Annotated in this window: 27 protein-coding genes and 1 pseudogene; 22 read left to right on the forward strand and 6 right to left on the reverse strand. The window is 45.6% G+C overall.

Annotated features, from left to right (window positions below; genetic code table 11):
• The first annotated feature begins 52 nt into the window (after window positions 1-52).
• From uvrB to D9A03_RS19190, 10 genes and pseudogenes are all read left to right on the forward strand, one after another.
• Entirely contained in the window at window positions 53-2,179 is a 2,127-nt protein-coding gene (uvrB, locus tag D9A03_RS19145; RefSeq protein ID WP_120498817.1) for an excinuclease ABC subunit UvrB, read from the forward strand.
• Between the two features lie 93 nt (window positions 2,180-2,272).
• Window positions 2,273-3,805, forward strand: a complete 1,533-nt coding sequence (locus tag D9A03_RS19150; RefSeq protein ID WP_120498818.1) for a PAS domain-containing sensor histidine kinase — start codon at window positions 2,273-2,275, stop codon at window positions 3,803-3,805.
• A 206-nt stretch (window positions 3,806-4,011) separates the two neighbouring features.
• Window positions 4,012-4,197 (forward strand): annotated as a pseudogene (locus D9A03_RS20305) (peptide-methionine (R)-S-oxide reductase); the annotation flags it as partial.
• A 130-nt stretch (window positions 4,198-4,327) separates the two neighbouring features.
• Complete coding sequence (locus D9A03_RS19160) at window positions 4,328-5,299, forward strand: calcium/sodium antiporter (protein WP_120498820.1); 972 nt, start codon at window positions 4,328-4,330, stop codon at window positions 5,297-5,299.
• A 126-nt stretch (window positions 5,300-5,425) separates the two neighbouring features.
• The gene (locus D9A03_RS19165; RefSeq protein WP_162938256.1) at window positions 5,426-5,818 is read left to right on the forward strand and encodes a dihydroneopterin aldolase; all 393 of its coding nucleotides are present in this window, start codon (window positions 5,426-5,428) and stop codon (window positions 5,816-5,818) included.
• A gap of 617 nt (window positions 5,819-6,435) precedes the next feature.
• Entirely contained in the window at window positions 6,436-8,514 is a 2,079-nt protein-coding gene (uvrC, locus tag D9A03_RS19170) for an excinuclease ABC subunit UvrC (protein WP_256386306.1), read from the forward strand.
• Window positions 8,515-8,638: 124 nt separating this feature from the next.
• Complete coding sequence (gene mobB, locus D9A03_RS19175; protein WP_120498822.1) at window positions 8,639-9,160, forward strand: molybdopterin-guanine dinucleotide biosynthesis protein B; 522 nt, start codon at window positions 8,639-8,641, stop codon at window positions 9,158-9,160.
• Window positions 9,160-10,419, forward strand: a complete 1,260-nt coding sequence (glp, locus tag D9A03_RS19180; RefSeq protein ID WP_120498823.1) for a gephyrin-like molybdotransferase Glp — start codon at window positions 9,160-9,162, stop codon at window positions 10,417-10,419. Before mobB ends, glp begins: the two co-directional genes overlap by 1 nt.
• Window positions 10,416-10,667, forward strand: a complete 252-nt coding sequence (gene moaD / locus D9A03_RS19185; protein ID WP_120498824.1) for a molybdopterin converting factor subunit 1 — start codon at window positions 10,416-10,418, stop codon at window positions 10,665-10,667. The genes glp and moaD overlap by 4 nt, the downstream gene beginning before the upstream one ends.
• Before the next feature lie 2 nt (window positions 10,668-10,669).
• The gene (locus D9A03_RS19190) at window positions 10,670-11,122 is read left to right on the forward strand and encodes a molybdenum cofactor biosynthesis protein MoaE (protein WP_120498825.1); all 453 of its coding nucleotides are present in this window, start codon (window positions 10,670-10,672) and stop codon (window positions 11,120-11,122) included.
• 106 nt (window positions 11,123-11,228) lie between these two features.
• Here D9A03_RS19190 and D9A03_RS19195 read toward each other — a convergent pair whose 3' ends face one another.
• The gene (locus tag D9A03_RS19195) at window positions 11,229-12,110 is read right to left on the reverse strand and encodes a branched-chain amino acid aminotransferase (protein WP_120498862.1); all 882 of its coding nucleotides are present in this window, start codon (window positions 12,108-12,110) and stop codon (window positions 11,229-11,231) included.
• Between the two features lie 183 nt (window positions 12,111-12,293).
• Here D9A03_RS19195 and D9A03_RS19200 point away from each other — a divergent pair, with 183 nt between their 5' ends.
• The 3 genes from D9A03_RS19200 to D9A03_RS19210 all read left to right on the forward strand — a co-directional run bounded on the left by D9A03_RS19200 (window position 12,294) and on the right by D9A03_RS19210 (window position 14,992).
• Window positions 12,294-12,800 (forward strand): MarR family winged helix-turn-helix transcriptional regulator, encoded by a 507-nt coding sequence (locus tag D9A03_RS19200; protein WP_120498826.1) that lies wholly within the window; start codon window positions 12,294-12,296, stop codon window positions 12,798-12,800.
• Window positions 12,801-12,884: 84 nt separating this feature from the next.
• Complete coding sequence (locus D9A03_RS19205) at window positions 12,885-13,580, forward strand: response regulator (protein ID WP_120498827.1); 696 nt, start codon at window positions 12,885-12,887, stop codon at window positions 13,578-13,580.
• The gene (locus tag D9A03_RS19210; protein ID WP_120498828.1) at window positions 13,580-14,992 is read left to right on the forward strand and encodes an ATP-binding protein; all 1,413 of its coding nucleotides are present in this window, start codon (window positions 13,580-13,582) and stop codon (window positions 14,990-14,992) included. Before D9A03_RS19205 ends, D9A03_RS19210 begins: the two co-directional genes overlap by 1 nt.
• A gap of 23 nt (window positions 14,993-15,015) precedes the next feature.
• On the opposite strand, the gene D9A03_RS19215 is transcribed toward D9A03_RS19210, so the two are convergent.
• From D9A03_RS19215 to D9A03_RS19235, 5 genes are all read right to left on the reverse strand, one after another.
• Window positions 15,016-15,357, reverse strand: coding sequence for a tRNA-binding protein (locus D9A03_RS19215; RefSeq protein ID WP_120498829.1), 342 nt, complete (start codon window positions 15,355-15,357; stop codon window positions 15,016-15,018).
• Window positions 15,358-15,422: 65 nt separating this feature from the next.
• A complete protein-coding gene (locus D9A03_RS19220) occupies window positions 15,423-16,022 on the reverse strand; it encodes a TetR/AcrR family transcriptional regulator (protein WP_162938257.1) in 600 nt (199 codons plus the stop codon).
• A gap of 113 nt (window positions 16,023-16,135) precedes the next feature.
• Window positions 16,136-16,957, reverse strand: coding sequence for a pyrroline-5-carboxylate reductase (gene proC, locus D9A03_RS19225; protein ID WP_120498831.1), 822 nt, complete (start codon window positions 16,955-16,957; stop codon window positions 16,136-16,138).
• 39 nt (window positions 16,958-16,996) lie between these two features.
• Window positions 16,997-17,497 carry a YbjN domain-containing protein gene (locus D9A03_RS19230; protein ID WP_120498832.1) on the reverse strand — a complete coding sequence of 167 codons (501 nt, stop codon included), beginning with the start codon at window positions 17,495-17,497 and terminating at the stop codon, window positions 16,997-16,999.
• A gap of 257 nt (window positions 17,498-17,754) precedes the next feature.
• Window positions 17,755-18,072: an accessory factor UbiK family protein gene (locus tag D9A03_RS19235; protein WP_120498863.1), complete on the reverse strand. Its 318-nt coding sequence runs from the start codon at window positions 18,070-18,072 to the stop codon at window positions 17,755-17,757.
• A gap of 231 nt (window positions 18,073-18,303) precedes the next feature.
• Between D9A03_RS19235 and rfaD the strand changes: the two genes are divergently transcribed.
• From rfaD to ychF, 9 genes are all read left to right on the forward strand, one after another.
• On the forward strand, window positions 18,304-19,287 hold the full coding sequence (gene rfaD / locus D9A03_RS19240) for an ADP-glyceromanno-heptose 6-epimerase (protein ID WP_120498833.1): 984 nt from the start codon (window positions 18,304-18,306) through the stop codon (window positions 19,285-19,287).
• Window positions 19,284-20,183 carry a prolipoprotein diacylglyceryl transferase gene (gene lgt, locus D9A03_RS19245; RefSeq protein ID WP_120498834.1) on the forward strand — a complete coding sequence of 300 codons (900 nt, stop codon included), beginning with the start codon at window positions 19,284-19,286 and terminating at the stop codon, window positions 20,181-20,183. The genes rfaD and lgt overlap by 4 nt, the downstream gene beginning before the upstream one ends.
• On the forward strand, window positions 20,180-21,298 hold the full coding sequence (locus tag D9A03_RS19250) for a class I SAM-dependent methyltransferase (protein ID WP_120498835.1): 1,119 nt from the start codon (window positions 20,180-20,182) through the stop codon (window positions 21,296-21,298). Before lgt ends, D9A03_RS19250 begins: the two co-directional genes overlap by 4 nt.
• Complete coding sequence (pgeF, locus tag D9A03_RS19255; RefSeq protein ID WP_120498836.1) at window positions 21,295-22,071, forward strand: peptidoglycan editing factor PgeF; 777 nt, start codon at window positions 21,295-21,297, stop codon at window positions 22,069-22,071. Before D9A03_RS19250 ends, pgeF begins: the two co-directional genes overlap by 4 nt.
• Before the next feature lie 185 nt (window positions 22,072-22,256).
• The gene (locus tag D9A03_RS19260) at window positions 22,257-23,099 is read left to right on the forward strand and encodes a hypothetical protein (protein WP_162938258.1); all 843 of its coding nucleotides are present in this window, start codon (window positions 22,257-22,259) and stop codon (window positions 23,097-23,099) included.
• Between the two features lie 125 nt (window positions 23,100-23,224).
• Window positions 23,225-24,157, forward strand: coding sequence for a ribose-phosphate pyrophosphokinase (locus D9A03_RS19265; RefSeq protein WP_120498838.1), 933 nt, complete (start codon window positions 23,225-23,227; stop codon window positions 24,155-24,157).
• A gap of 154 nt (window positions 24,158-24,311) precedes the next feature.
• Window positions 24,312-24,959 (forward strand): 50S ribosomal protein L25/general stress protein Ctc, encoded by a 648-nt coding sequence (locus D9A03_RS19270; protein WP_120498839.1) that lies wholly within the window; start codon window positions 24,312-24,314, stop codon window positions 24,957-24,959.
• Window positions 24,960-24,999: 40 nt separating this feature from the next.
• On the forward strand, window positions 25,000-25,749 hold the full coding sequence (pth, locus tag D9A03_RS19275; protein ID WP_120498840.1) for an aminoacyl-tRNA hydrolase: 750 nt from the start codon (window positions 25,000-25,002) through the stop codon (window positions 25,747-25,749).
• Window positions 25,750-25,849: 100 nt separating this feature from the next.
• On the forward strand, window positions 25,850-26,931 hold a 1,082-nt coding region (gene ychF, locus D9A03_RS19280; RefSeq protein WP_120498841.1), incomplete at its 3' end, for a redox-regulated ATPase YchF.

Consider the following 26,931-nt stretch of genomic DNA (forward strand, 5'->3'; position numbering starts at 1 on the left):
CATAACTTTCTAAATCTCCAGACCAGAAAACACGCCAAACCAGAGAATATAAATGACGTCTCCATTAATAGAACGCATCTCGGACAGTTTTTTCAAAGATGATTCGAAGCCCTTTCGCCTTGATTCAGAGTTCTCGCCATCAGGGGATCAACCCCAAGCAATTAAAGAACTCTGTGATGGATTAAATGAAGGAGAGCGCAGTCAGGTTCTACTGGGGGTAACCGGGTCTGGTAAAACTTTCACAATGGCGCAAACAATCCAGAAATTGCAACGCCCCGCCCTTGTTCTTGCCCATAACAAAACGCTCGCAGCTCAGCTCTATACAGAGATGAAAGGTTTTTTCCCGGACAATGCGGTTGAATACTTCGTCTCGTATTATGATTATTATCAGCCCGAAGCTTATGTCGCTCGTACTGATACCTACATAGAAAAAGACAGTTCAATCAATGAACAGATTGATCGCATGCGCCATGCTGCAACCCGTGCACTTTTTGAACGAGATGATGTCATCATTGTTGCTTCGGTCTCATGCATTTATGGTATCGGGTCCCCTGAAACCTACGCCCAGATGACACTTAGCCTCAAGGTCGAGCAGGAAGTCAACATGCGTGATATTCTGAAATCACTCGTAGAGCTTCAGTATACCCGTAATGATATCGCTTTTGGCCGCGGCACTTTCAGAGTACGTGGTGACACGCTAGAGGTTTTTCCGGCACACTACGAAGATCGTGCATGGCGGATATCTTTTTTTGGCGATGAAATTGAAACAGTTCAGGAATTTGATCCACTAACTGGTGAGAGAACCGCAGATTTAGAGGGCGTTAGAGTATACGCCAACAGTCACTATGTGACCCCCCGCCCCACACTCTTACAAGCAGCGAAAGGCATCAAAGCGGATCTAAAGGTTCAACTGGAGAAATTCAATCAGGAAAACAAGCTCCTTGAAGCCCAGCGTCTAGAACAACGAACAATGTTCGATCTGGAAATGATCGAGGCAACAGGAGCCTGTGCAGGTATTGAAAACTATTCCAGATACTTGACCGGGCGCGCGCCCGGTGAACCACCGCCCACTCTATTTGAGTACCTGCCTGACAATGCACTGCTCTTTGTCGACGAGAGCCACGTGACCATCGGGCAGCTTAACGGCATGTACAATGGTGACTTTGCAAGAAAATCCAATCTTTCTGAATATGGTTTCCGTCTCCCCTCTTGCATAGATAACCGCCCACTTAAATTCCAGGAATGGGAAGCCATGCGCCCGCAAAGTATTTTTGTGTCGGCTACGCCGGGTCCATGGGAACTCAATGAAACCGGTGGTGTTTTTGCTGAACAGGTTATCCGCCCGACCGGTTTGCTGGACCCTGTTTGTGAAATCAGACCTACAGAAACCCAGGTCGATGACCTTATCAAGGAATGTAAGGGTGTCGTCAGTCGAAACATGCGTGTTCTTGTCACAACACTGACAAAACGCATGGCAGAAGACCTGACAGAATATCTGCACGAAGCCCATCTGAAAGTCCGTTACATCCATTCCGATATTGATACCTTGGAAAGAATGGAGATTATCCGGGACCTTCGCAAAGGTGTGTTTGACGTTCTAGTTGGCATCAACCTTTTACGTGAAGGGCTTGATATTCCCGAATGTGGCCTGGTCTGTATTCTTGATGCGGACAAGGAAGGGTTCTTGCGTTCGACCACGGCTTTGGTTCAAACCATTGGCCGTGCCGCACGTAATGTTGATGGCAAGGTCATTCTTTACGCCGACAAGATGACACCTTCTCTGACCAAGGCTCTTGATGAAACCAATCGCCGCCGGGAAAAACAACAGGCTTATAACGAGGAACATGGGATTACCCCTGAATCTGTTCGCAAACAAATAGGGGATATACTCGGCTCTGTATACGAAAGCGACCATGTCACTGTTGACCTGAAAGATACAAGTGACAGTCATCGTGTCGGACACAACCTCAAATCCTACATAGACGATCTGACCAAGCGAATGCATGAAGCTGCCGCTGATCTGGAATTTGAAGAAGCCGCCAGAATTCGGGATGAAATCAAAAAACTGCAAGATGATGAGCTTGGTCTCTCAAACACCTCAGGTGGCGATCTGTCTGATCGTATGGCTGTTGCCGAAGCGAAATCCAAAAGCAAGAAGTACCGTAAAGCGAAACGGTAACTTGATTCAAAACATTCTCTCCCCGTCGTGCGGGTTAAACTTCCAAACTCCTTCGCGCAATGATATCCTGCGATTAACTACTGGATAGAATATATGACTTCGTCTATGACTGGAAAGCTGCCAGAGTTTCAATTCTGGCAGGATTTATTAGCCTTTAACAGGCTAAGTACAGCCATTTGGGTCTTCGATATAGAAGGCCATAGTATCTGGTGGGGAAATGAGCCCGCTCTCAAATTTTGGGATGCCAATACGCTTGATGATCTGATCCAGAGAGATTTCTCAACGGACTCCAGTTCAGTAAGAAGACGCCTCTATGAGGTGTTTGAAACATCTGCCAAAGGTGACCGGGTTGAAGAAAACTGGACGCTCTATCCAAATGGCCAACCACAAATGGCTATTCTGACCTTCACACCAATTTTGATCGAAAGCGAAAAAAAAGCCCTTCTTATTGAGGCAACACCGCAGGTAAAAGATGAACTGGATCACAGAACAAAAAGAATTTTGGAGGCGATCAGACACACTCCTCTGATGATCACCACGTTTGATGGAGACGGCAGTTTACTGGCACAAAATCCTGCCGCGGCCAATGCTTATAATGTTCAAGAAAAATCAAAAACTATAGAAGACCGGTATAATGACCCAGAAATCCTCAAGCGTATTCTGGATCACCACGGTACACTCAAGCGCTTTAAAAGAGACATCAAGACATACACAGCCTTTGGAGAACGCTGGCATACCTTAACAGCGGAAATGGGCCTTGACCCCATTTCCGGGCGACAAGTTATTGTCACGACAGAAGAGGATATAACAGAACGTGTTAAAGCGCAGGAAGAACTGAGACGACTTAACTTGAATCTGGAACAACGAGTTGCTGAACGCACACACAAGCTAACTATCGCCCGGCAGGAAGCCGAGAACGCAAATAAATCCAAAGGTAATTTTCTGGCAACAATGAGCCATGAACTCCGCACCCCTTTGAACGCAATTATTGGCTTCTCCGACATGCTTGAACATCAAGTTTATGGGCCAGTAAACGCCAAACAAACAGCAGCGTTGAAAGACATTCATTCCAGTGCCCAGCACCTATTGGAATTGATAAATGAATTACTTGATGCTTCTACCATTGATAGCGGCGAACTGAAGCTGTTCGAAGAGTATTTTCAGCACGATGATATCGTTGATTATTGTCATGCCACTTTTGAACTCGAAGCAATGAAAAAAGACCAGAATCTGATTGTAGAAAACAACGTCAGAGACATATTGATCAAAGGAGATTCCAGACGGTTTCGTCAAATATTGATCAACCTGCTTGGTAACGCGTTTAAGTACACACCCGAAAAGGGATCTGTCTCGCTAAAAATAGATTATGACCCGGACAATAATCTTCTTTTCCAAATAACAGATACCGGAATTGGTATCGAAGAAACACGCCTTCCTGATATTTGCAAAGCCTTTACACAAGCAGCCTCTTCTTCTTGGGCCGCAGGCAAAGGTGTTGGGCTTGGTCTCTACATTGCTTCACGTTTAATTGATGCTCATGACGGAACGCTCACTATCGCAAGCAAAATCAATCAGGGAACAACTGTAAAGGTTTCAATTCCGAATAGCCGCCTGAAAGACGCTTAACAGGATTCTGCTTCCTTCAAATAAGTGTGAGAATCTTGTTTTTATTTATATACCAAGTCAATTTTCTGACACACAGACAAACAAGCAGTTGATTTTTTTCTGCCTCGTCTCACATAAAAGAGAGATAAAGGAGCGTGGTGTTTTGATGGTACAAAGAATACGATTCTGGAAGTAGCTGACCTTCATTTTAAGAACCTGTCAATAACGGCTACGTCATGACGGGAGAAGGCCATTCACACGGAGAGCATTGGATAGAAATTCTTGGTGCGAAATGCAACACCCACTTAAGCCATGTTTTTCTCAACAGACCAAAACCCACAGGCTTGAGCTACTGTGCCAATTCATCCTCTTTAAACCTGAAAGTAAAAGCAGAGCCAAAACCCGACAAATAAGGCCAAAATTTGACAATCCTTAAGATAGACTATTGAAATACTCCTCAATGAGGGGCATTTAATGGCCTGTATTCTCTCGCAGTATAAGCCGAGAGAGATCCGGCGCGAACATTAATAGAGTGAAGTACATATGACGGCAACAGCATTTCTGGCAGCAGGTGGCGGCCTTGTCCTATTAGCAGTAGGCGGCGAAGTTCTCCTCCGTGGTGCACTGGGAATTGCTCGAAAGCTTGGTATTTCACCGATGTTAATTGGCCTGACTATTGTGGCCTGCGCAACTTCAATGCCGGAACTTATGGTAACGTTAGTTGCTGGACTTGATGGAGCAACAGACATCGGGGTTGGCAATGTTATCGGATCAAATATCGCCAACATCCTTTTAATTCTCGGGGTTGGTGCGTTGATATCCCCGTTGGCGACAAAGCCTTGTGATGTCATGCGTGATACAATCGCAATGTTGATTGCAACGGCGATTTTTATGATCTTTTCTTTTTTAGGTACCTTCACTATTTGGCATGGCGTCTTTATGCTGGCCACCCTTACATTCTACATCTGGCGTAGTTATTACCGCGAAAAAAAATGTAACCCCAAAGAAGAGGCTGATCCTGAATTGGCCGAAGAATTGGAAGCTGCTCCCGGTTCAATTCCCGTTTCAATTTTTCTTCTGATAGTGGGTGTTGCAGGCCTTATCATTGGCTCTGACCTGCTTGTTGATGGCGCCGAAACTATCGCGCGGGCCGCAGGTATTTCCGAAACAGTTATTGGTGTAACACTTGTTGCTCTGGGAACATCACTTCCAGAATTGGCAACAGCCATTGTCGCAGGTCTGCGGAAACATACGGATGTTGCCCTCGGCAATGCTCTTGGTTCAAATATATTTAACCTGCTATTGATCTTGGGTGTTCTGGCAATTGTATCCCCTTTTAGTGTTTCCCAAGCCGTTATTGAATTTGATATGTGGGTAATGGCTGGCGTCAGCCTGTTGATTGTGCCAACCATGTTTCATGCGGGTAAAATCTGTCGATCCAAAGGGGTTCTTTTTATTGCCCTCTATGCTGCTTACATTCTTTATCAGTTCAAAGACAAGCTTTTTCTGACTTAGGAATAAATGCTTCAACACCTCAAGGTTTGCTTTTGACCAATAAAGGTTCACGGCGTAGATTATGCCCGAGAAATTGCCCGTGATTCGGGCTTGAAATAGACAGTTTAAATGAAAAGGAATGTCGGGATGACATCCGAAAAATCAACCATTTCCAGAAGCCAGTTAACAGAGCAAAAATTAACTGTGCGAGACCTTACTCTCAGCTGCAATATCGGGTTAACAGAAGAAGAAAGGCTGCGTCCACAGAGATTAAAGGTCAATCTTGAGCTAACATTAAATCCTTTACCGGTTCTCAACGATGAAATTGATGAAACCATCAACTACGGCACTTTGGTAAAGAAGGTCAGAAATGTATGCTTACAAACAAAAGTGAAACTTCTGGAAACACTCGCCAACGACATCTCTGAAACCTGTTTTTTTGACGATCGAATTAAAACAGTTCATATGCGTATCGAAAAACTTGATCGCTATCCTGATGTCGCAGGGGTAGGTATTGAAATTACCCGGCACCGATCCTGATAAAAGATACTTTATAAATTGAAAGACCAGAAAAAACTCTGACCTTTTCCATATATGAAATTACAGGAAACCTTAATCTTTAATAGCGACTCGCGACCTAATAATTTTCTAGCCAGATTCGCCCCTTACTCATAACGACCATAAATAAAACCTAAAGGAATCAAAGAGATTTAATTCTGAGAATCCTTGACTTGTGCACAGGAGAAATCTTTCTGTAACCGTCAAGCCATAAAAAAGAATTTTTTTTATAGTTTTGAACATTGACTTTGAATTTAACAACAAAATCAAATACTTACAAAATATGCCTATTTTTTAAGCAGCTTATTGTAACACTAGTGTTTTCAAGGGGTATAAGCTTAGGCTCACAAGATAGCCACAAAGTTATCCACAGGATCCGTGGATATAATTCACCCCGGTTTCACAAGGGAAACACAACAAATGGGACGAATCCTATAACTTCTAAAGAGTCCCTCTAAAACGTTAACAAAGTGTTCTTGACCTGTTCCACATTAAACGCCATCTAAGATGTCATTATGTACTCATTCACTTCTTAGGTTACCTGTATGCTGTTACATTAACTCCGAGAGTGTCAGATCAGTTCATCAATTAAAGCAGCCATGACAAAAATACCCTCGCGCAAAGCAAGAAAAAAAGACCCCTCCCAAGGCGGTAAACGCTCGGCAATGGCAGCGCATGAAGATTTGGATCAGACAGCTTCCAACAACCTGCTTGATACTGTTTCTGGCTTATCTGAGGAAACCATCAGTTGGGAAGCTGGATCACAGTCTGAAACTGAGCAGTCAGCAGGAACCAGTAATATAGAAATAGGAACGAGTGTTATTCTCGGTGTCGTCAAAACTCTACCGGGTTCCCCGGGTGTTTACAGAATGATGGACAGCGAGGGGAACCCTCTCTATGTAGGGAAAGCAAAGAACCTCAAGAAACGTGTTGTTTCTTATACCCGGGTTGACCAGCTTCCATATCGAATAAAGCGTATGGTTTCAGAGACCCGATCTATGGAAATCGTACAGACCAATACCGAAGCCGAAGCCCTTTTGCTGGAAAGCAATCTCATCAAACGGCTTGCGCCACGTTACAATGTCTTGCTTAGAGATGATAAATCATTTCCCTACATTCTGATTACTGGTGATCACGAGGCACCGCAGATCACAAAACATCGCGGAGCTCAAAAAAGAGAAGGTCAATATTATGGTCCCTTTGCCGATGCACGATCTGTAAATCAGACCATAACAGCATTGGAAAAAGCTTTCTTACTTCGCTCGTGCAGTGATGGGGTTTACACAAATCGCACTCGGCCTTGTCTGATGTATCAAATTAAACGTTGTTCAGCTCCCTGTGTTGGTCGCGTTTCCTTATCCAATTATGCCTCTCATGTACGTGAAGCAGAAAGCTACCTAAGTGGTTCATCCTCGGATTTTCAAAAGGAAATGGCCGAGAAAATGCAAACTGCAGCAGAAGAGCAGGATTACGAACAGGCCGCAGTATACAGGGACCGCATTCGTGCCCTTACGGCAATTCAATCCAAACAGGAAATCAACATTGCTGAGCTGGATGATGCAGATGTTTTTGCCCTTTTTGAAAAGGCCGGACAATCCTGCATTCAAGTGTTTTTCTTTCGCGCAGGCCGAAACTATGGCAATCGTTCTTACTTTCCAAAGCATGATAAAACCATAGAAGCAGAGACTGTTCTCACGTCATTTATTGCTCAGTTTTATGCAAACAAACCTGTCCCCAAGTTGGTGATGGTGAGCCACAAGTTGCCCGAAGCCTCAATCCTTGCCGAAGCCCTTGCGACAAAAGCCGGACGCCGCGTCGATGTCACACAGCCATCACGAGGTCCCAAAAGGAAACTTGTTGAAAACGCAACAGTCAATGCTCGTGAAGCCCTAGCTCGACGCATGGCAGAAAGCGCGAGCCAACGTCGCTTGCTGGAAGGCTTGTCTGATATGTTATTTCTGGAAGCAACGCCAGAACGGGTAGAAGTGTATGATAACTCGCATACCCAAGGTTCAGAAGCTTACGGCGGAATGATTGTTGCCGGCCCCGAAGGCTTCATGAAAAAAGCCTATCGAAAATTTAAAATTCGCGGCGATAAACCCCAGGAAGATCAAGGCGAAGAAGCCTCTGCCACCTATCAGGCAGGTGACGACTACGCCATGATGCGAGAAGTTTTAACCCGCAGGCTCTCAAGAAGCCTAAAGGAAGATCCTGATCGGCAGACGGATCAATGGCCTGACCTCTTGATACTCGACGGGGGACAAGGACAGTTATCAGTTGGCATAGAAGTTCTGGAAGAACTTGGGCTCACAGACATTCCGATCGTAGCCATTGCGAAAGGGCAAGACCGAAACGCCGGGCGTGAAAGAATTTTCCTTCCCAATCGCCCTTCGTTCCTCGTCGATCCAAAGGACCCGGTACTATACTTCATTCAACGTCTGCGAGATGAAGCCCACCGCTACGCCATAGAAACCCATCGTAAAGGTCGCACCAATGCGCGTTTGAAATCGGCCCTTGATGGTGTGCCTGGAATTGGTGCCAAACGTAAAAAAGCACTATTGTTCCGTTTTGGCTCAGCAGATGCTGTTGCCCGTGCAGGTGTAGAAGATCTGGCTACGGTAGAGGGAATCAGCCGTGTCGTGGCACAGTCAATTTATGACCATTTCAACACCGAATAACTTTCTATCCCGCAGCGTCTTATTCCGTGGTCGCCATCACCTTATTTGATCTATAACATAGCAACCGCCTTATCCAGGCATTATATAGCTTGTAATAACTTACCAACACGTCAGAGGATTTATTATGAAGGTTTTTGGCCTTGCAGGTTGGAGCGGTAGCGGCAAGACAACTCTTCTCAAGCAGTTGATCCCGGTTTTCGTCAAGCGCGGCTTAAAGGTTTCAACATTAAAGCATGCGCACCACAAATTTGACGTCGACAAACCTGGCAAAGATTCTTACGAACACCGCGAGGCTGGTGCCAGTGAAGTTATGATTTCATCAGGAAACCGTTGGGCTCTGATGCACGAACTGCGGGATGAAAAAGAGCCAACACTGGAAGAGTTAATCCCCCATATGACCCCCGTGGACATTCTTTTAATCGAAGGGTTTAAGAGGGAAAGTCATAAAAAACTGGAAATTTTCCGTCCGGCACTTGGCAAGCGCATGCTTCACAAAGATGACCCCAACATTATCGGGATTGCAACAGATGACGAAGAAATAGATACCTCACTGCCTGTAACAAGTCTCAACGACATTGAAGCTATCGCTGATTTCATCTGCTTGTCCTGCGATCTACATGACAAAATCAGAAAGGCCGCGGACTAATGGCCCAGCTTTCAGATGATTGTTTCGCTCACGGCGGCAAGTTAATGACAACTGCCGAAGCCCTTTCCCTGCTGGAAGAAAAGCTTAAATGCATTACTGAAACAGAAACAATATCTGTTGTTGAGGCTTTAGGCCGAATATTAGCTGAAAATATTGTCTCACCTTGCAACGTCCCCCCGCATGACAATTCTGCCGTTGATGGCTATGCTGTATGTTTTGAAGATCTAAGCCATACATCTGCAACCATTTTGCCAATTAGTGATCGTATAACCGCCGGAAGTCACGTTAGAGAAACTCTTCGCAAAGGCACTGCAGCACGAATTTTTACCGGCGCTTCCATGCCACTGGGCGCAGATACTGTACTAATGCAGGAAGACTGCACGCTTGAAGGAGCCGACAAAGTCTCTATTCCCGTTGGCATCAAGCCAGGATCAAATAGAAGGTTTGCTGGTGAAGATGTAGAGAAAGAATCTGTTATTTTCGCTGCAGGACGCACAATACGGCCACAGGATATGGGGTTGATTTCTGCAGTCGGCATATCGACCATAAAAGTACGTAAATCTCTTCGCGTTGCTTTTTTCTCTACAGGCGATGAGCTTAAAAGCCCCGGAACACCATTAGAAAGCGGGCAAGTCTACGATTCAAATCGCTATACAATAAACGGCTTGTTAAAAAATCTGGGCTGTAACGTAACAGATCTTGGTATTCTTCCCGATAAGCCTGACCTTATTCACAAGGCGCTCAAGAACACGATTAATCAATATGATCTCGTTCTGACATCGGGAGGTGTATCTGTTGGTGAAGAAGACCATGTAAAGCAGATTGTCGAATCTTTGGGATCACTCCACGCCTGGCGACTGGCAATCAAACCCGGCCGACCTATTGCGTTGGGCCAGATAGGATCAACTGCTTTTGTCGGACTCCCCGGCAACCCTGTGGCTGTCATTGTCACCTTCTCAAACTTTGTCCGCCCACTGATCAATTTACTTTCCGGCGCATCAAATACACAGCCCAAGGTATTTCCTGTTATTGCCGCCTTTTCCCATAAGAAGAAAAAAGATCGCAAAGAATGGGTCCGTGTCCATCTGAAAGAAAACCTTGAAGGACATTTGGAAGCACATAAGTATCCAAAAGAGGGTGCTGGCATTCTCTCATCAGTTTGTCATTCCGATGGCTTTGCCGTTCTTGGCGAAGATATATTATCCATCAAACCGGGAGACATGATTTCCTATTTGCCATTTAACGAGGTTGCTTTATGAAAATTCTCTACTTTGCCTGGTTAAGAACCACAATTGGCAAATCTTACGAGGAAATTTCGCCTCCTGACACTGTCAGAACCGTGGAGAACCTTCTCGATTGGCTACCCTCCCTTGGTGAAGATTATTCTATCATCCAAGAGAAAAGAGACCTCTTACGTATCGCGATTAATCAGGAATATGCCAATCTTGAGCAGAAAATTAAGCAAGGTGATGAAATAGCCCTCTTCCCACCAGTAACCGGGGGATAAAAATGATCAGGGTACAGGAAAGCGATTTTGATGTCGGACAGGAGATTAAAAACCTCACCAATGGAAATCATGCCATCGGTGGTGTTGCCTCTTTTCTAGGTCTTGTCCGAGACATAGCAAGTGACGAAGAAATATCAGCCATGACGCTCGAGCACTATCCCGGAATGACCGAGAAAATGCTCGAAGAAATAGAAGCCGAAGCAAATCGTCGTTGGGAACTTGATGCCAGCTTGATTATCCATCGCTATGGACGCATGGAACCGGGCGAACAGATCGTTTTGGTTATCACCTGTAGCAAACATCGCAAAGCAGCTTTCGAGAGCTGTGAATTCCTGATGGATTATTTAAAGACAAAAGCCCCTTTTTGGAAACTTGAAGAAACACCAGAAGGCGGCAAATGGGTGGATGCACGCGATAGTGATGACACCGCAGCATCCCGCTGGATAGAAACGTAATTTCTTAACAGCAGCCATAAAGATAGCCCCATATCAATGAAGCACGGTGCTATTTTTATAATGTTTTTCTCTTGTAATGCCCCGGTAAATTTAATGCCCAGTAAATTTATACAGCAGGCGCACGAACCAACTGGTCATAAGCCAGTAAAAAATCTTTTGTTACCTCGCCGGGAGTGAACTTATAATCACCGATTTCGGAAACAGGAGTTACTTCAACCGCAGTCCCTGTCAGGAAAACTTCCTGCGTTTGTGCGAGCTCTTCTGGCATAATAGACCGCTCAACAACGTCATAGCCTTTTTGTTTGGCCAAATCGATTACAGTACGCCGCGTAATCCCATCAAGAAAACAGTCCGCAATTGGCGTGTGAAGTTTCCCGTCCTGTACCAAAAAGACATTAGCGCCTGTCGCTTCTGCAATTTGTCCCCTGTAATCAAGCATCAAGGCATCATTATACCCCTTTGCTTCTGCAGTATGTTTGGACAATGTCGCAATCATGTACAGTCCCGCAGCTTTGGAATGAACCGGTGCCGTAGCTGGATCAGGACGGCGCCACTCTGCGAAATCCAGACGAATACCTTTCAAGCGATCTTCCGGAGAAAAATACGACGGCCAATCCCAAGCGGCGATCGCGACATGAATTCGGGATTTTTGTGCAGAAACGGCCATCATTTCGCTCCCTCGCCAGGCGACTGGTCGTAAATAGCCATCAACGATGTTATTTGCATCCAGAACTTTTTGCGAAGCCTGGTGAAGCTCCTCAACCGAATAAGGAATATCAAACCCGAGGAGTTTTCCTGAATTGATCAGTCGTTCATGGTGCTCCTGCATTTTGAAGATACGTCCATTATAGGAACGCTCGCCTTCAAAAACACTGCTTCCGTAATGGAGGCCATGACTGAGAATATGAATCTTGGCCTCACGCCAGGGAATGATTTCACCATTGTACCAGATAAAACCGTCGCGATCATCAAATGGAAGCATAGCCATAGCTTTCATGTTAAAGGTGGTATAGAGTTTGTTTTCACGATATTTCCATAACATTACGCATGACATCAGTTGCTTAAGAAGATGGAAGTAACGTAATTTTATTACAAGAACAGGTGATTGGTTGACATTTTTGACTAGAAAATCACAAACAATAGATAATACTAATTCAACAGATAAGTCAACATGACTGACATAAAATCCGGCCCAAACCCTCTTTTCCTTCGAACAGATGAAATTATGCAGGCAATTGAGTTGTTGTTTTTTGCATATAGAGATTTCACAGGGGAGCCCGACGAATTACTGGCTGAGTATGGTTTTGGACGCGCCCACCACAGAGTAATACACTTTGTTGGACGCCACCCGGGCATGACAGTGAGTGAGCTGTTATCGATTCTGCAGATTACGAAACAATCCTTATCCCGGGTTCTGTCTCAACTGGTTTCTGAGGGTTTTATCAAACAAACGCCAGGAGTAATTGATCGCCGACAACGATTATTAAAGCTTACCGAAAAAGGGCTAGAGCTGGATGAAAAGCTTTTTAATGTTCAACGACAGAGGATAGTCAAAGCCTATAAAGAATCTGGCGTAGAAGCTGTTGCAGGGTTCAGGTCTGTTCTGATGAATATGATGGAAGAAAGTGATCGTACCCGCTTTTCAAAGAAGGGTTCCTCCCCCTCTACTCGACGCTAAAGTTCATTAAAACTTTAACGACAATAGATTTGGTTTCAAAATTAAGATCTGTGCATACGAAAGCGACACGCTATACTGTAAGACATGAATGATATTTGCCCGCACTTACTGGTCGTTGATGATGACGATAGACTCCGTGAACTCCTCCGGAAGTTTCTGACGGATCAAGGCTTTATGGTCACTGCCGCTTCAAGTGCAGAAGAAGCCAGATCAAAGTTGGCATCCCTGTCATTCGATCTATTGATCCTCGATATTATGATGCCTGGCGAAAGCGGGCTGGAGCTTACCAAATCCTTACGAGAAAAGGATGATGTTCCCATCTTGCTTCTAACAGCGATGGGGGAAACAAGTGATCGTATTAACGGATTGGAAGTCGGGGCTGATGATTACCTGTCAAAACCCTTTGAACCAAGAGAGCTTGTTTTACGTATAAATGCGATTCTAAAGCGCATACAAACGACTGCTCCCATCACAGAACTTTCAACAGAGAACGTTGTTTTTGGGTCTTTCAGGTTTGATGTTCGCAAATCTCAACTCTGGAATAATGACGAGTTCATTCATCTGACCGATGTAGAGGCAACCCTGTTAAAAACCTTGGCTCAACAGGCAGGGACTGCTGTCGGACGCGATGACTTGATTGAGAATGGACCAGAGCTTTCCAATACGCGAAGTGTAGATGTGCAGGTAACTCGCCTGCGTCGCAAGATTGAACAGGATCCCAAATATCCCCGTTTTCTTCAAACAATCCGCGGCGTCGGATACATTCTGAAAACCGATTAATGACCAGCGCACCATTAAAAGAAACCTTTCTTGATGAAGAAGAAACGAGCCTTCAAAAAAGAAAACATCCTTTCTTTCTAAAACGATTTCTTCCCAAGTCTCTTCTCGGTCGATCCCTTATCATTATTATCACTCCCCTACTACTGGTACAGGCCATTTCAGTGTGGGTTTTTTATGATCGACACTATCAGACGGTTACCAAACGTCTGGCACAAGGCATAGCTGGTGATATTGCAACGGCTATCTTACTTCTTGAGGATGCAGAAACACCTTATGCAAAAGCCAATGTTTTCCAGCTTATGCAAAAAACAGCGGACTTGTCTCTCACACTCCATCACGGGATTGAGTTGCCACCCGTTCACTGGCGACCAGGGTGGTCCGTTCTGGAGCAGCGCCTTGACCAGGCCATTAATGATCAACTCATTAAAAACCTGCAAAAAGACTATCGTTATGAAATCGATACCACCAGCCTAGCTGATCAAGTGAAGATACAAATAGAGTTGAAAAATGCTATATTATTGGTCCTTGTCCCCAGTAAACGGCTTTTCACCTCAACGACCTATCTTGTCATACTCTGGATGGTTGGGTCATCGGTTATTACTTTTGGCGTTGCCGTTATCTTCATGCGTAATCAGGTCCGTCCGATCCAACGCCTTGCCCGAGCTGCAGAGAGTTTTGGTAAAGGCCGTGATGTAAAAGGTTTCAAACCCGAAGGGGCAACAGAAGTCAGACAAGCTTCCGGTGCGTTCATCCGCATGAGATCACGGATAAAGCGACAGGTTGAACATCGCATGGCCATGCTTGCTGGTGTGAGCCACGACCTGAGAACACCGCTCACCAGAATGAAACTTCAATTAGCTATGTCAGGACAGTCTGAAGATACAAAAAACCTTCAGGTTGACGTCTCTGAAATGGAAAAGATGATTGATGGCTACCTTGCCTTTGCCCGTGGAGAAGGTCGAGAACAAACCGCAACATACAACGTTTCCGCCCTGTTAAAAGGCTTGATGCGGCAACTAAGCTTCAACAACAATCCTATTGATTTACATATCGAGCAAGAAATCAATATTCAGCTTCGGCAGGAAAACTTCAAGCGCGCGATTAGCAATCTGGTTACGAACGCACAACGCTATGGCAGTCATGTAATGGTTTGTGTCAGAAAGAAATCAAAAGACACAGACGAACTTCTTGAAATAACCATTGATGATGATGGCCCCGGCATTCCAGAAGAACACAGGAAAAATGTTCTCAAACCCTTCTTTCGATTAGAACAATCACGGAACCAGGCAACTGGCGGCGTTGGATTAGGTCTCTCAATCGCCAATGACATTATCAGTAATCATGGCGGAGATCTTTCATTGGAAGATGCCCCCGGAGGTGGATTACGCGCAAGAATTTCTCTTCCTTTTTAGCGCTTATATATCTCCGCTATATTTTAGTGCATTCTGCTTCCATTAGGTACTTTATGGTCAGGAGCAAGCAAAACAATCCCCTCCTCCTCATCCAAAGCACCAAGAACAAGAATTTCCGACAGAAACGTGCCAATCTGGCGAGGTGGAAAATTCACAACAGCCATGACCTGTCTTCCAACAAGAGCTTCGGGTGTATAATGATCGGTAATTTGAGCAGATGATTTACGGACACCTATTTCTTCCCCAAAATCCACCCAAAGCTTGATCGCCGGACGACGAGCTTCAGGATAAGGTTGAGCATCAATAACAGTTCCAGCTCTGATATCAACTTTCAGAAAATCATCAAACGTCAATTCGTTACTCATATAACTTATTCCCTCAATAGATAGAGCAAAATAATTATACGTAACGCATTGAAAAGCAAGAAAGCTTAAGCTGCTTTTGATCTACTCACCCTATTCATTCCAGAACAACGTCTCGCCACGGTATCCAGCCGCCCTAAAACTTTATCCAGCTTGACCATCGTCTTACCCAAATCTTCAGTGTTGTCATTTAGCCAAGTTTGAAGTGCTACAAGATAAGCGACAGAGAAGGCTTTCACCCTCAATATTCCTCGAAGGCCGGATGTTGAGAGCCCGGTGGTTTCCAACATCAAAGGCATAGATCGTTTCAGGTTACAAAGGAACAATAAAGTAGAAATCGGATCTCTACGACTATCCTTGGCAATAGCGCGAATGCCCTCTTTATAAGGTATCAGAGCGTCAAACCTGTTCATGCAAATATCAAACAACCTGTCTTTCGCTGGTTGCTCAAGGTAATCATTATCATGCTCTTCCAAAACACCTTGATCTGCCTGTTCAGAGATAAATCGCAAAATAGAATTCCTAGAAGGAAAAATCTGGTGCAAATCAGATAATGATACTTTTGATGCAACAGCAATTTCAGCAAGAGACAGAGTTGCCCACCCCTTTTCAACAGCCAAAGACATCGCTGTTGAAACAATATGTTGGGGTATTTCTGACTTTTTCATCACTACTCTCCCCACAATGAAGATATCTCTACTTATATAGGTCAGAAACCAGAGATTAAAAGGCAGCTTGCCTGTTTCAATATCTTCTAACTCCAAGAAAATGCGTTAAAGGCCTATAACAACTCTCTACTTCGATTTGCTGCCGCAGCGACAGCCTTGTTCATAACTGGCTGTAAACCATCAGCAGCCATAAGAACGTCAAGTGCAGCTTGCGTCGTTCCATTAGGGCTGGTGACGTTTATACGCAGTTGACTGGGGCTATCATTGGAAAGCCTGAGAAGTTCACCAGCACCGGATACCGTTGTATCGGCGAGTTTCCTCGCCAACTCTTTCGGTAATCCCGCATCAACACCGGCTTGCGCCAGGCATTCCGCTAGGTAAAAAATGTAAGCCGGGCCGCTACCTGAAACACCCGTAACAGCATCAATCTGCTCTTCACTGTCAAGCCAGGCCGTTTCCCCGACAGCTGCCATAAGCTCTTCACATGCATCGGCTTGCTCTTTGCTGATGTTTTGATTTCCATAAAGAACAGTCATACCACGCGATACTGCAGCAGGTGTATTCGGCATTGTCCGCACAATGGCAGCATCTGTACCTAGATGTTTTTCAAAAAATGAGATTTGTTTTCCGGCAATAACGGAAAGAAACACTGTCCCTTGTCTGGCATAGTTCTGGTAGTCAGTAATCGCCGAATCAATCATCTGTGGCTTCACTGCAAACAAGATATAATCCGGCAGGAATGACTTTCCCAGATCAGCCAAAGTTTCGACGGCCTGAACACCGTCATCAACAAAGGTTTGCATATAATCAGCCCGGGCAGAGGGATCGACAATAGCAACTTGTGATCCCTTTAAGCCACGATCCAGCCATCCTTGCAGCATTGCGCCGCCCATCTTGCCACAACCAACAAGTAGCAAGGTACCATTGTTAAGCATATTCAGCGTCCTGTTCCATAAACCCTAAGAAACAGAACTCTACGCTTCTCCTGCCGTATCCATCAAGGCAAGATCAACAGCATTTAATTCGGAATCCCCCCCAGCGGAAACCAATTGGATCGCAGGGATAAGACGATCCCACTCTGCAACTGCGGTCGCGACCAGATCTTCGGTTTGATCCTGAGAAAAACCATCCTGCCCTCTTAATGGCACAGTATGCCGATAAGCAGGCCCCCCGGTTTCAGGAACCAGATCAAAATGCCCAAGCCAGAGCTGGTTGTTGACGGAAATCAACAGTTCACAAATACGGCTTTTGGCCAACTGCGGGATAACAACTTCACCATGACAGGCAAAAAACATTGCCTGTAATTCGCCCTGCCATTGAAAATGAAGATGAAGTGGTCCCCAATGTCCTTCAATCACTGCCAGAAGCTCGAAATCACTTTCGCGCTCAAAATCCCAGTTATAGTCCAGGATCCATTCTTCGATAGCATCAATAGGATTGAAAGGTAGTCGCTCATTCGTAGTTTCTGAGTTCATTGCACTAACCCCTCACTAAGTATAGTTGAGCAAGATACAATAGTCGCCGCCACAATCCATATATTGAATTAATGTGACAGAATACTACCAAATATAGTGTGACACAGAACGAATCTTGGGATCAAGAAAAAACGTAAAATAAAAGCCCGAACGGCATTCGGGCTTTCTCAGGTCCCATATCAGGGACACATATTTGGTTACAAGCTATTCAGAAGCGGAATTCATCTCTGATCAGCTGGTTATACCAAATCAAGATATTAGCCCGCTTTTTTAGGTGCCGCTTTTTTACCAGCTGACGTGCGAGGTGTCGATTTTGTTGCGCCTTCCAGCTTGGACAGTCTTGCTTCAAGCGCAGCAACTTTTTCGGCCAGATCTTCGCTTTCTTCCCGGGCCTTGACAGCAACAGCTTTCATAACATCGAATTCTTCACGTGGAACAACATCCATCTGAGCGATAATACGTTCAAACTGTTCACGAATCCGAGCTTCAACCTCTCCTCTCATACCTGCGGCGGCCCCCATGGCACTGCTGGCAACTTTAGCCAGATCATCAAGGATACGATTTTGAGTTTGCATGTCTTTGCCTTTCACATTGTAAGCCTTTTCAGAGTAATCCAATTTCGACTCACATTTTTGACTTTATTTGAGCCTAATATGGCTCTTTGATCACTCGGCTTCAACCTTGTTCGTTATTGTTTGAACAAAGGTCTCAAAAAATATCCTTAAAATATCGATGCAAAAGCTTCTCTATAGCGTCTCAAAAGCATATATAGAGAAGCAGAAGATATATCACGAAAGGCTTCAAGCATGTTTCTCGTTACTGGCGGCGCTGGTTTTATTGGTTCAAACCTCGTTGCATCCCTTGTTGAACAAGGCAAATCCGTTGTCGTCAGCGACTGGCTTGGCCATGGTGACAAGTGGCGAAATTTGGCAAAACATGAACTTGAAGACATTATTAAGCCCGAAGCTCTTCCAAAGTTTTTAGCTGAAAACGCAGATAAACTAGAAGGTGTATTTCACATGGGAGCCATTTCGGCGACCACCGAAACCGATGGTGATGCCCTTATGGAAAACAATTTCAAACTCAGCAAAGACCTATGGCATACCAGTGCAAAACACAATGTGCCCTATATCTACGCTTCATCCGCTGCGACTTATGGTGGCGGAGAACACGGCTTTGATGACAACGAAGATATTGCACATCTTGCAAAACTTCATCCCTTAAATGGCTATGGCTGGAGCAAACAGCTTTTTGATCGCTGGGTTGCCCGTCGGATAGCGAACAACGATCCGCAGCCACCACAATGGGCTGGCCTCAAGTTTTTTAACGTCTATGGCCCAAACGAGTATCACAAAGGTGGACAGGCAAGCGTTGCTTTCCATCTTTTCAATCAGGTTATGTCGGGCGAAGCGGCAAAGCTATTTCAATCTCACCATCCTGATTATTCTGATGGCGGTCAATTGCGCGACTTCATTGCAGTTGAAGACTGCGTTGAAGTGATGATGTGGCTTAAAAAAAATCCCAAGGTAAGCGGCCTGTTTAACGTTGGAACAGGTCAGGCGAGATCTTTCGTCGATTTGGCCCGGGCCGTCTTCTCGGCAATGGACCGTAATGAAAACATCAAATATATTCCGACACCTGAAAACATTCGCGATAAATACCAATACTTTACCGAAGCCTGTATGAATAAACTCAAAGATGCAGGCTATAATCGCCCCTTCACATCGCTAGAGGATGGAGTTCAGCGTTATGTGACAGAATTTCTTGCACAGGAAGACGCTTACAAATGACACAAGAACTGGTCTTCGCTGCCCTCACCTATCCAGAAATTGACCCCATAGCTATTAGCTTGGGTCCTTTGGTGATACGTTGGTATTCGCTGGCTTATATCTTTGGCATTATTCTTGGTTGGCGCTATTGCCGATGGCTCTGCTTTCAGGCTCCAAGACAGTTACGACCAATAGCCATGGATGATTTTATCGTCTGGGCAACACTCGGAATTATTCTCGGGGGTCGGTTGGGCTACGTTCTGTTCTATAACTTTACCTATTTCCTCTATAATCCACTGGAAATCTTTGCCGTCTGGCAAGGCGGGATGAGCTTCCATGGGGGATTACTGGGTGTTATTACAGCCATGGTGCTCTTCGCGCGCAAAGAGAAAGTACACTTTCTGGCTCTGGCTGACATCATCGCCTGCGCAACACCAATCGGTCTATTTTTTGGTCGTCTCGCAAACTTTATCAACGGCGAGCTATTTGGCCGGGTAACAACCGCAGAAATTGGCATGGTGTTTCCAAATGGGGGGCCCCTGCCTCGCCACCCCAGCCAACTCTATGAAGCGGGCCTCGAAGGATTGACCTTGCTTCTGATCCTCTACCTCGTTGCCCGTACAGGTGGGCTTCATCGCAGAGGCCTGACAGCTGGCCTGTTTCTGGTTGGGTACGGCCTGTCCCGAACAGTTGTTGAATTTTTCAGGGAACCGGACGCCCACATTGGCTTCCTCTTTGCAGAGATAACAATTGGTCAGCTTTTGTCATCGCCCATGATACTGGTCGGTATAGGTCTTGTTGTTCTGGCTTTCCGGCAACCGCTCCAAACAACCGGACCAGAATTCAAACCTGAAGACATCTCTCCGAAAGAGGCTGATAAAGCAGCAAAAAAGAAAGCTTCATCGAATAAGAAATGAATACAACGCCCAAAAAAGGATCACTTTTTGAAAGCTTTCGACGACGCATAAAGCTCGAAGGTGCGATATCTGTCGCTGACTATATGGCTGATGTTCTGATCGCTCCGACACATGGCTATTATATATCGAATGAACCTTTTGGAGTATCCGGAGATTTCATTACCTCCCCCGAAATAAGCCAGATGTTCGGTGAGCTCATCGGCTTTTGGTGTGCAGATACCTGGAACAACATGGGGGGGCCAACTGAAATTCATCTCGTTGAGATGGGCCCCGGTCGTGGCACACTCATGAGTGATCTTATGCGTGCAGCTGCGATGGTGCCCGGCCTTCACTCGGCTGTGAAAATACACCTCATCGAAGTCAGTCCCAAGCTGCGTAAAAAACAAAAAGAAGCCCTAAGCGAATATGATGTTAGCTGGTATGACGACTTAACAGATCTCCCCCAAGGACCCTGTATCTTTATTGCCAATGAATTCTTTGATGCACTCCCTATTCGCCAATTTGAGCGTTCTCCCAAAGGCTGGTGCGAGCGGTTAATCACCTTGGACGAAGATGAAACCGATCTGGTTTTTACGCTTTCCTCCCCTTCAAAAGCGATTGAAACAATTATCCCCCTAGAATTGGTTGATAGTCATGAAGGGGCCGTCGTCGAGCTTTCGTCCATAGCTGCGAACGTTTCTGCGCAAATATCCCATCATATAAACAACTATGGGGGCGCAGCGCTTTTTGTGGACTATGGGTGGGCAACACCAACAGCCAAGCCAAGTTTGCAAGCTATCCGCAGTCACAAAAAGCACCCTGTCTTGCAGGAACCGGGTACGGCAGATATTTCAGCCTTTGTTGATTTTCCCACACTGAAAAAATCAGCTCAAGCAAATGGGGTCACTGTTTACGGCACTATCACCCAGGGAGACTTTTTACGAAGTCTTGGGATTGAACAACGTGCCGAAATGTTACGTCGCAATGCAGATCAAAAGCAGGTGATTGATATCGCCGCAGCTGAACATCGCTTAACTGATCCCAGCCAGATGGGAAATCTCTTTAAAGTGATGGCCCTGACAAAATCAGACCAACCAACACCAGCCGCATTTCCAGAACAAAAGGAGGCATCATGATAAAAAGCCCTGCGCTGGACCAGCATGACCGTATTAAACATGGCTTTCTCACACGACAAGATGGGGTAAGCCAAGGCCTGTATTCATCACTCAACTGCGGGTATGGTGCAGATGAGGCGAATGAAAATGTAACCCGGAACAGGAAAATTGCACTTGATCGCATGGGATGTCCCCAAGCACAACTCGTCACAGGTTATCAAATTCATTCCGCAAATGTAGAGATTGTCAAAACGCCGTGGAACTGCCCCGAAGGTGCACCGGAAGTAGATGCCTTGGTAACCAACCAACCAGAAATCGCATTGGGCATCATGACAGCAGACTGTGCACCTGTTCTCTTTGTTGATCCTGATGCGCAGGTGATCGGAGCAGCACACGCGGGCTGGCAAGGCGCTTTCAAAGGCGTAACCGACAGTACAATTGAGGCAATGGAAAGCCTGGGCGCAACCAGATCAAATATCTACACTGCAATTGGTCCCTGTATTGCCCAAGCGTCTTATGAAGTTGGTGCAGAATTTGCGCATCGTTTTTTTGAAGATACTGACGATAACATGTCGTACTTCATTCCCGCTCCAAGGGAAGGGAAGTTTCTTTTTGACCTTCGCCAATATGTGGGGGACAGGTTAAAAAAATATGGCGTAAAACAGGTATCTATTTCAAAGAATGATACCTATGCTGAAGAAAATCTATTTTTCAGCTATCGTCGATCATGCCACAGAAAAGAAGCTGATTACGGCAGAGGTATATCAATTATATCATTGGAAAGAACAAACTGATGCCACACTTAATTCTCTTCTTTCTAATGTGTATTCTCGGTATTCTTGCGACGTGCAGTTTCATGTGATTGCAAATTTGACCTGATATCAATGTCTTTGTTTCATTCTTCAAGCATATGAAAAACCTTTCCCTGCTCCTCTTTATCTTGATGATAACTGCCTGTGGTCCTCTACCACGACCTTTTATGGCCGAGGAACCAGATAGCAATCCGCTTCTAAAGTTAGAGAACACCCGCCCCCTCGCCGTTGAGCCGCCTATTTTTCAGCTAAATGAAACGGCTATAGAGACAAGTGACCTTACCCTATGGGCACAGAATAACCTGAGCATAGCTTTACGTGATCAGGATCTACCAGCAGCAAACTATGCTTTTGCCTCAAACAACCTCCATCTATACAGCAGCTTTGAAACAGAAAATACTGCTGGCGATCAAGTCTTCTTGAGCCTCAAAATCAAAGTTACCGAAACCGCAACGCCAGATCTTTTCCTCGTTGAATTGGAAGAAAGAACCAAAATCCCCGCGGTACATTTGAGTAAAAATGCAAAACCAATCCTTGCAGAACTCATAAAAAGAGCAGCACAAAACGTTAGCTTTGAGATTTCACAGCTTGATCAAGGACCCTCCCCAAATCCACAAACGGCAGATCATGTATCTATCCAACTCGCCTCCTTACCTGACCATCTTGATGACAGAACCAGGAAGGTACTGGAAAACGAATTGAGAGCATCATTTCAAATCAGAAAACTGTATCTGACTCACCAGATGACCGAAGCTTTCACCTACAAACTCAATCTGGAAATCAATCTATCAAAACAAAACGAACAAGGGATTTTGTCTCTGCTTTGGATTCTTGAAGATGGTGCCAACGGTAGCGAAATCGGCCAAATCAGCCAAACGAACCCAATTCCCAACCTGTCCCTTTCCCGTATACTGATTCCAGCTGCCGAGGCAATCGCAGAGGGAACAGCTATGGGAATCAAGGACCTGCTGCAACAAAAGAGTCTTCAAAATCAAGCTGTTCTGAAATAACAAAGAAATGAATCCTTATGGGCGTTTACAGAAAAGACTGAGATTGCTAAGTTCCGCCCGTCCAATATGAAAACTGCCGACAAGTCATCTGTTATGGCTTGTCCAGCCTAGCCGGGGATTTTGGCGTGAAGATCTTAACGGGTAACAGCAACCGACCATTGGCCGAGGCCATTTCTGCATACTTGAATCTACCACTGACCAAAGCATCAGTGCGACGGTTCTCCGATGAAGAAGTTTTTGTGGAAATCCATGAAAACGTGCGCGGTGAAGATGTATTTATTATTCAACCGACATCCTATCCTACCAATGACAACCTTATGGAACTCTTGGTAACGATTGATGCTCTGAAACGCAGCTCTGCGAGCCGTATAACAGCCGTAATGCCATACTATGGCTATGCGAGACAGGATCGTAAATCCAGCCCTCGCACACCTATTTCGGCCAAACTTGTTGCAAACCTGATTCAAACTGCCGGGGCGGATCGCGTTCTTACCATGGATCTACATGCCGGACAGATTCAAGGTTTCTTTGACATCCCAACCGACAACCTTTTTGCGGCACCTGTCTTTACCAAAGACATTCAGGAACGCATGTCCAAAGGACCTCTGACCATCGTTTCTCCGGACGTAGGTGGTGTTGTACGTGCACGTGCCATTGCAAAGCGTCTGGATGCTGATCTGGCTATCATCGACAAGCGTCGTGAGAAAGCTGGTGTATCCGAAGTTATGAACATCATCGGGGATGTCAAAGGTCAACGCTGCATTCTTATTGATGACATCGTGGATTCTGCAGGTACTCTGTGCAATGCAGCTGGGGCTTTGAAAGATGCTGGCGCAACTGCTGTTTCCGCATACATCACACACGGAGTTCTTTCCGGTGGTGCCGTTGCACGTGTAACCGCCTCCCCACTAGAAGAGCTGGTTATGACCGATTCAATTCAAGCAACTGAAGCCGTTCGTGTCGCCCACAACATGCGTCAGATTTCAGTTGCTCCACTGATGGGTGAAGCAATGCGCCGCATTAGTGACGAACAATCCGTATCCTGTCTGTTTGACTGATTACGACTGATCGCCACAGATTGATTTGACGAATAGCTTTCGTCCGTATACAAGACGGGCGAATTCTCTGGCTCAGCACCCCTGGAGGCTGGCCAGTTACTACCTCGGCGGAGCAAATACTCCACCGCTGTTATTTTACTTTTGGAGACAAAAAATGAGTGATATCACAAAAGTGAGCGCAGAAGCTCGCGAAAGAGCCGGCAAGGGGCCCGCTCGTGCCGCTCGTCGTGCAGGTCTTGTTCCTGCCGTCATCTATGGTGCAAAAAAAGACCCTGTAATGATTAACCTGGACCCACGTCCAATCGTTAAAGAGTACAACTCTGGTCAGTTCGGCACCCGTCTTTGGGAAATCGAAATCGGTGGAAAGAAAGAACGTACACTTCCACGTGACATTCAGTTGCACCCTGTAACAGACATGGTTGAGCACGTTGATTTCCTTCGCGTATCTGCAAAGACATCTGTTAACGTTATGATCCCTGTCAATTTCATCAACGAAGACACTTGCCCGGGCCTTAAACAGGGCGGCGTTCTTAACGTTGTACGTTACGATATCGAACTTTCTTGTCGTGCAGATCACATCCCGGAAAATATCGAAGTTGATCTGGCTGGTGTTGAACTGGGCGACAGTGTTCACATCTCTTCCGTTAAACTTCCAGACGGTACAGAGCCGGTAATTTCCGATCGAGACTTCACAATCGCAACTATTGCTGTACCAAGCTCTGTTAAATCTGCGAAAGCTGATGAAGAAGGCGATGAAGAAGAAGTTGCTGGTGAAGAAGAAGCTGCCGCAGCTGAAGAGTAAGATATCTCTCTTTTGATCTGAACCCAGAGGTTAAACTGGCATGCTATTGTTTGTAGGTCTCGGTAATCCAGGTCAGAAGTACGAGAATAACCGACACAACATCGGTTTTATGGCGGTGGACGATATTGCCCATCGCCATAATTTTTCGCCATGGCGTTCTCGTTTTCAGGGCAAGACTTCCGAAGGCAGAATAGGTTCTGAAAAAGTTCTGGCCCTCAAGCCTGAAACTTATATGAACGAATCTGGTCGTGCTGTTGGCGAAGCAATTCGTTTTTTCAAAATTGATCCCGAAGATGTCTTTGTCTTTTATGACGAGCTTGATCTTGCTCCAGGGAAACTCCGCATCAAAAAATCCGGTGGATCAGGCGGACATAATGGGATCAAATCTATTGATGCCCATATCGGTAAAGAATACTGGCGCTTACGGATGGGCATTGGCCATCCCGGTCATAAAGAACGTGTTACAGGTCATGTCCTCGGTGACTTTTCAAAAGCTGATCAAGATTGGTTAGGAAAAGAAATCAATGCCATTTCTCAGCACATAGATCTTCTTGTCAAAGGAGATAGTCCCGGTTTTATGTCAAAGGTTGCACAGGATGTTGCTCCGCCAAAGCCAAAGAAAGTACCTGCGACAAAAGCCTCTTCGAATGCCCCCGAAAGCGGCAAAGACACTTATAAAACGGTAAAGGCAGAAGCCATCAAAACCGACGCCAGTGTCAAAAATAGCAAAGACGGATGGCAATCGACCTTGGCTAACTGGTTCAGTAATAGTAAAACCCCCCAAGATTAGTAATTACATCAAGCCACTGGCTGATAGATAGATAAACAACCAACTGTTCTCGGCGTCATAACCACGCTTTTGCGAGAACCATAGTAAAAGGGAACATCCCATGGGTTTCAACTGCGGCATCGTCGGCTTGCCGAACGTAGGCAAATCCACGCTTTTCAATGCGCTGACCGAAACAGCAGCAGCTGAGGCGGCCAACTATCCTTTCTGTACCATTGAACCAAACGTTGGTCGGGTTGCAGTACCCGATCCACGACTGGACAAGATTGCAGCTATTGCCAGTTCCCAAAAAATTATTCCAACACAGCTCGAGTTTGTTGATATCGCGGGTCTGGTCCGCGGCGCGTCCAAGGGCGAAGGCATGGGCAACGAATTTCTTGGCAACATTCGTTCTGTTGATGCGATTGTCCATGTTTTACGCTGTTTTGATGGCGAAGTTACACATGTTGACGGGTCAGTAGATCCTGTGCGTGATGCCGAGACAGTCGAAACAGAGCTTCTTATTGCAGACCTTGAATCTGTTGAGAAGCAGATCACATCAAATGCAAAGCGGGCAAAAGGCGGTGACAAAGAAGCCAAAGCCAAGCTTGAAGTTCTGAACATCGTTGTAGAAGCCTTACAAGAAGGCAAGCCCGCAAGAACGGCAGATATCTCTTCGGATCAACGCGCTCTATACAATCAACTTCAACTGCTCACAGCAAAGCCTGTCCTGTATGTGGCGAACGTTGAAGAAGAAAATGCCGCAACCGGAAACAATTATTCCAAAAAAGTTGAGGAGATGGCCGCAGCCTCGGGCGGTGTAAGTGTCATTATTTCTGCAGCGATTGAAGCCGAAGTTGCCTCGCTTTCCGATCCAGAAGAAAAATCCGAATTTCTTGCGGATCTCGGTCTGGAAGAAACTGGCCTGAAAAGAATTATTGCCGCCGGGTATGGCCTACTTGGCCTCCTGACCTTCTTTACTGTTGGCCCCAAAGAAGCACGCGCATGGACAGTTGTCGAAGGATCTACGGCACCAAATGCAGCAGGCGCTATTCACACTGACTTTGAACGCGGCTTCATTCGCGCTGAAACCATTGCCTACGATGACTACATCGAATGTAATGGCGAACAAGGTGCTAAGGATGCCGGAAAAATGCGTGCAGAAGGAAAAGAATACATCGCCAAAGATGGTGACATTTTCCACTT

The organism is Kiloniella sp. EL199 (genome assembly GCF_900313065.1).
In the GTDB taxonomy this organism is placed as follows: Bacteria; Pseudomonadota; Alphaproteobacteria; order Kiloniellales; family Kiloniellaceae; genus Kiloniella.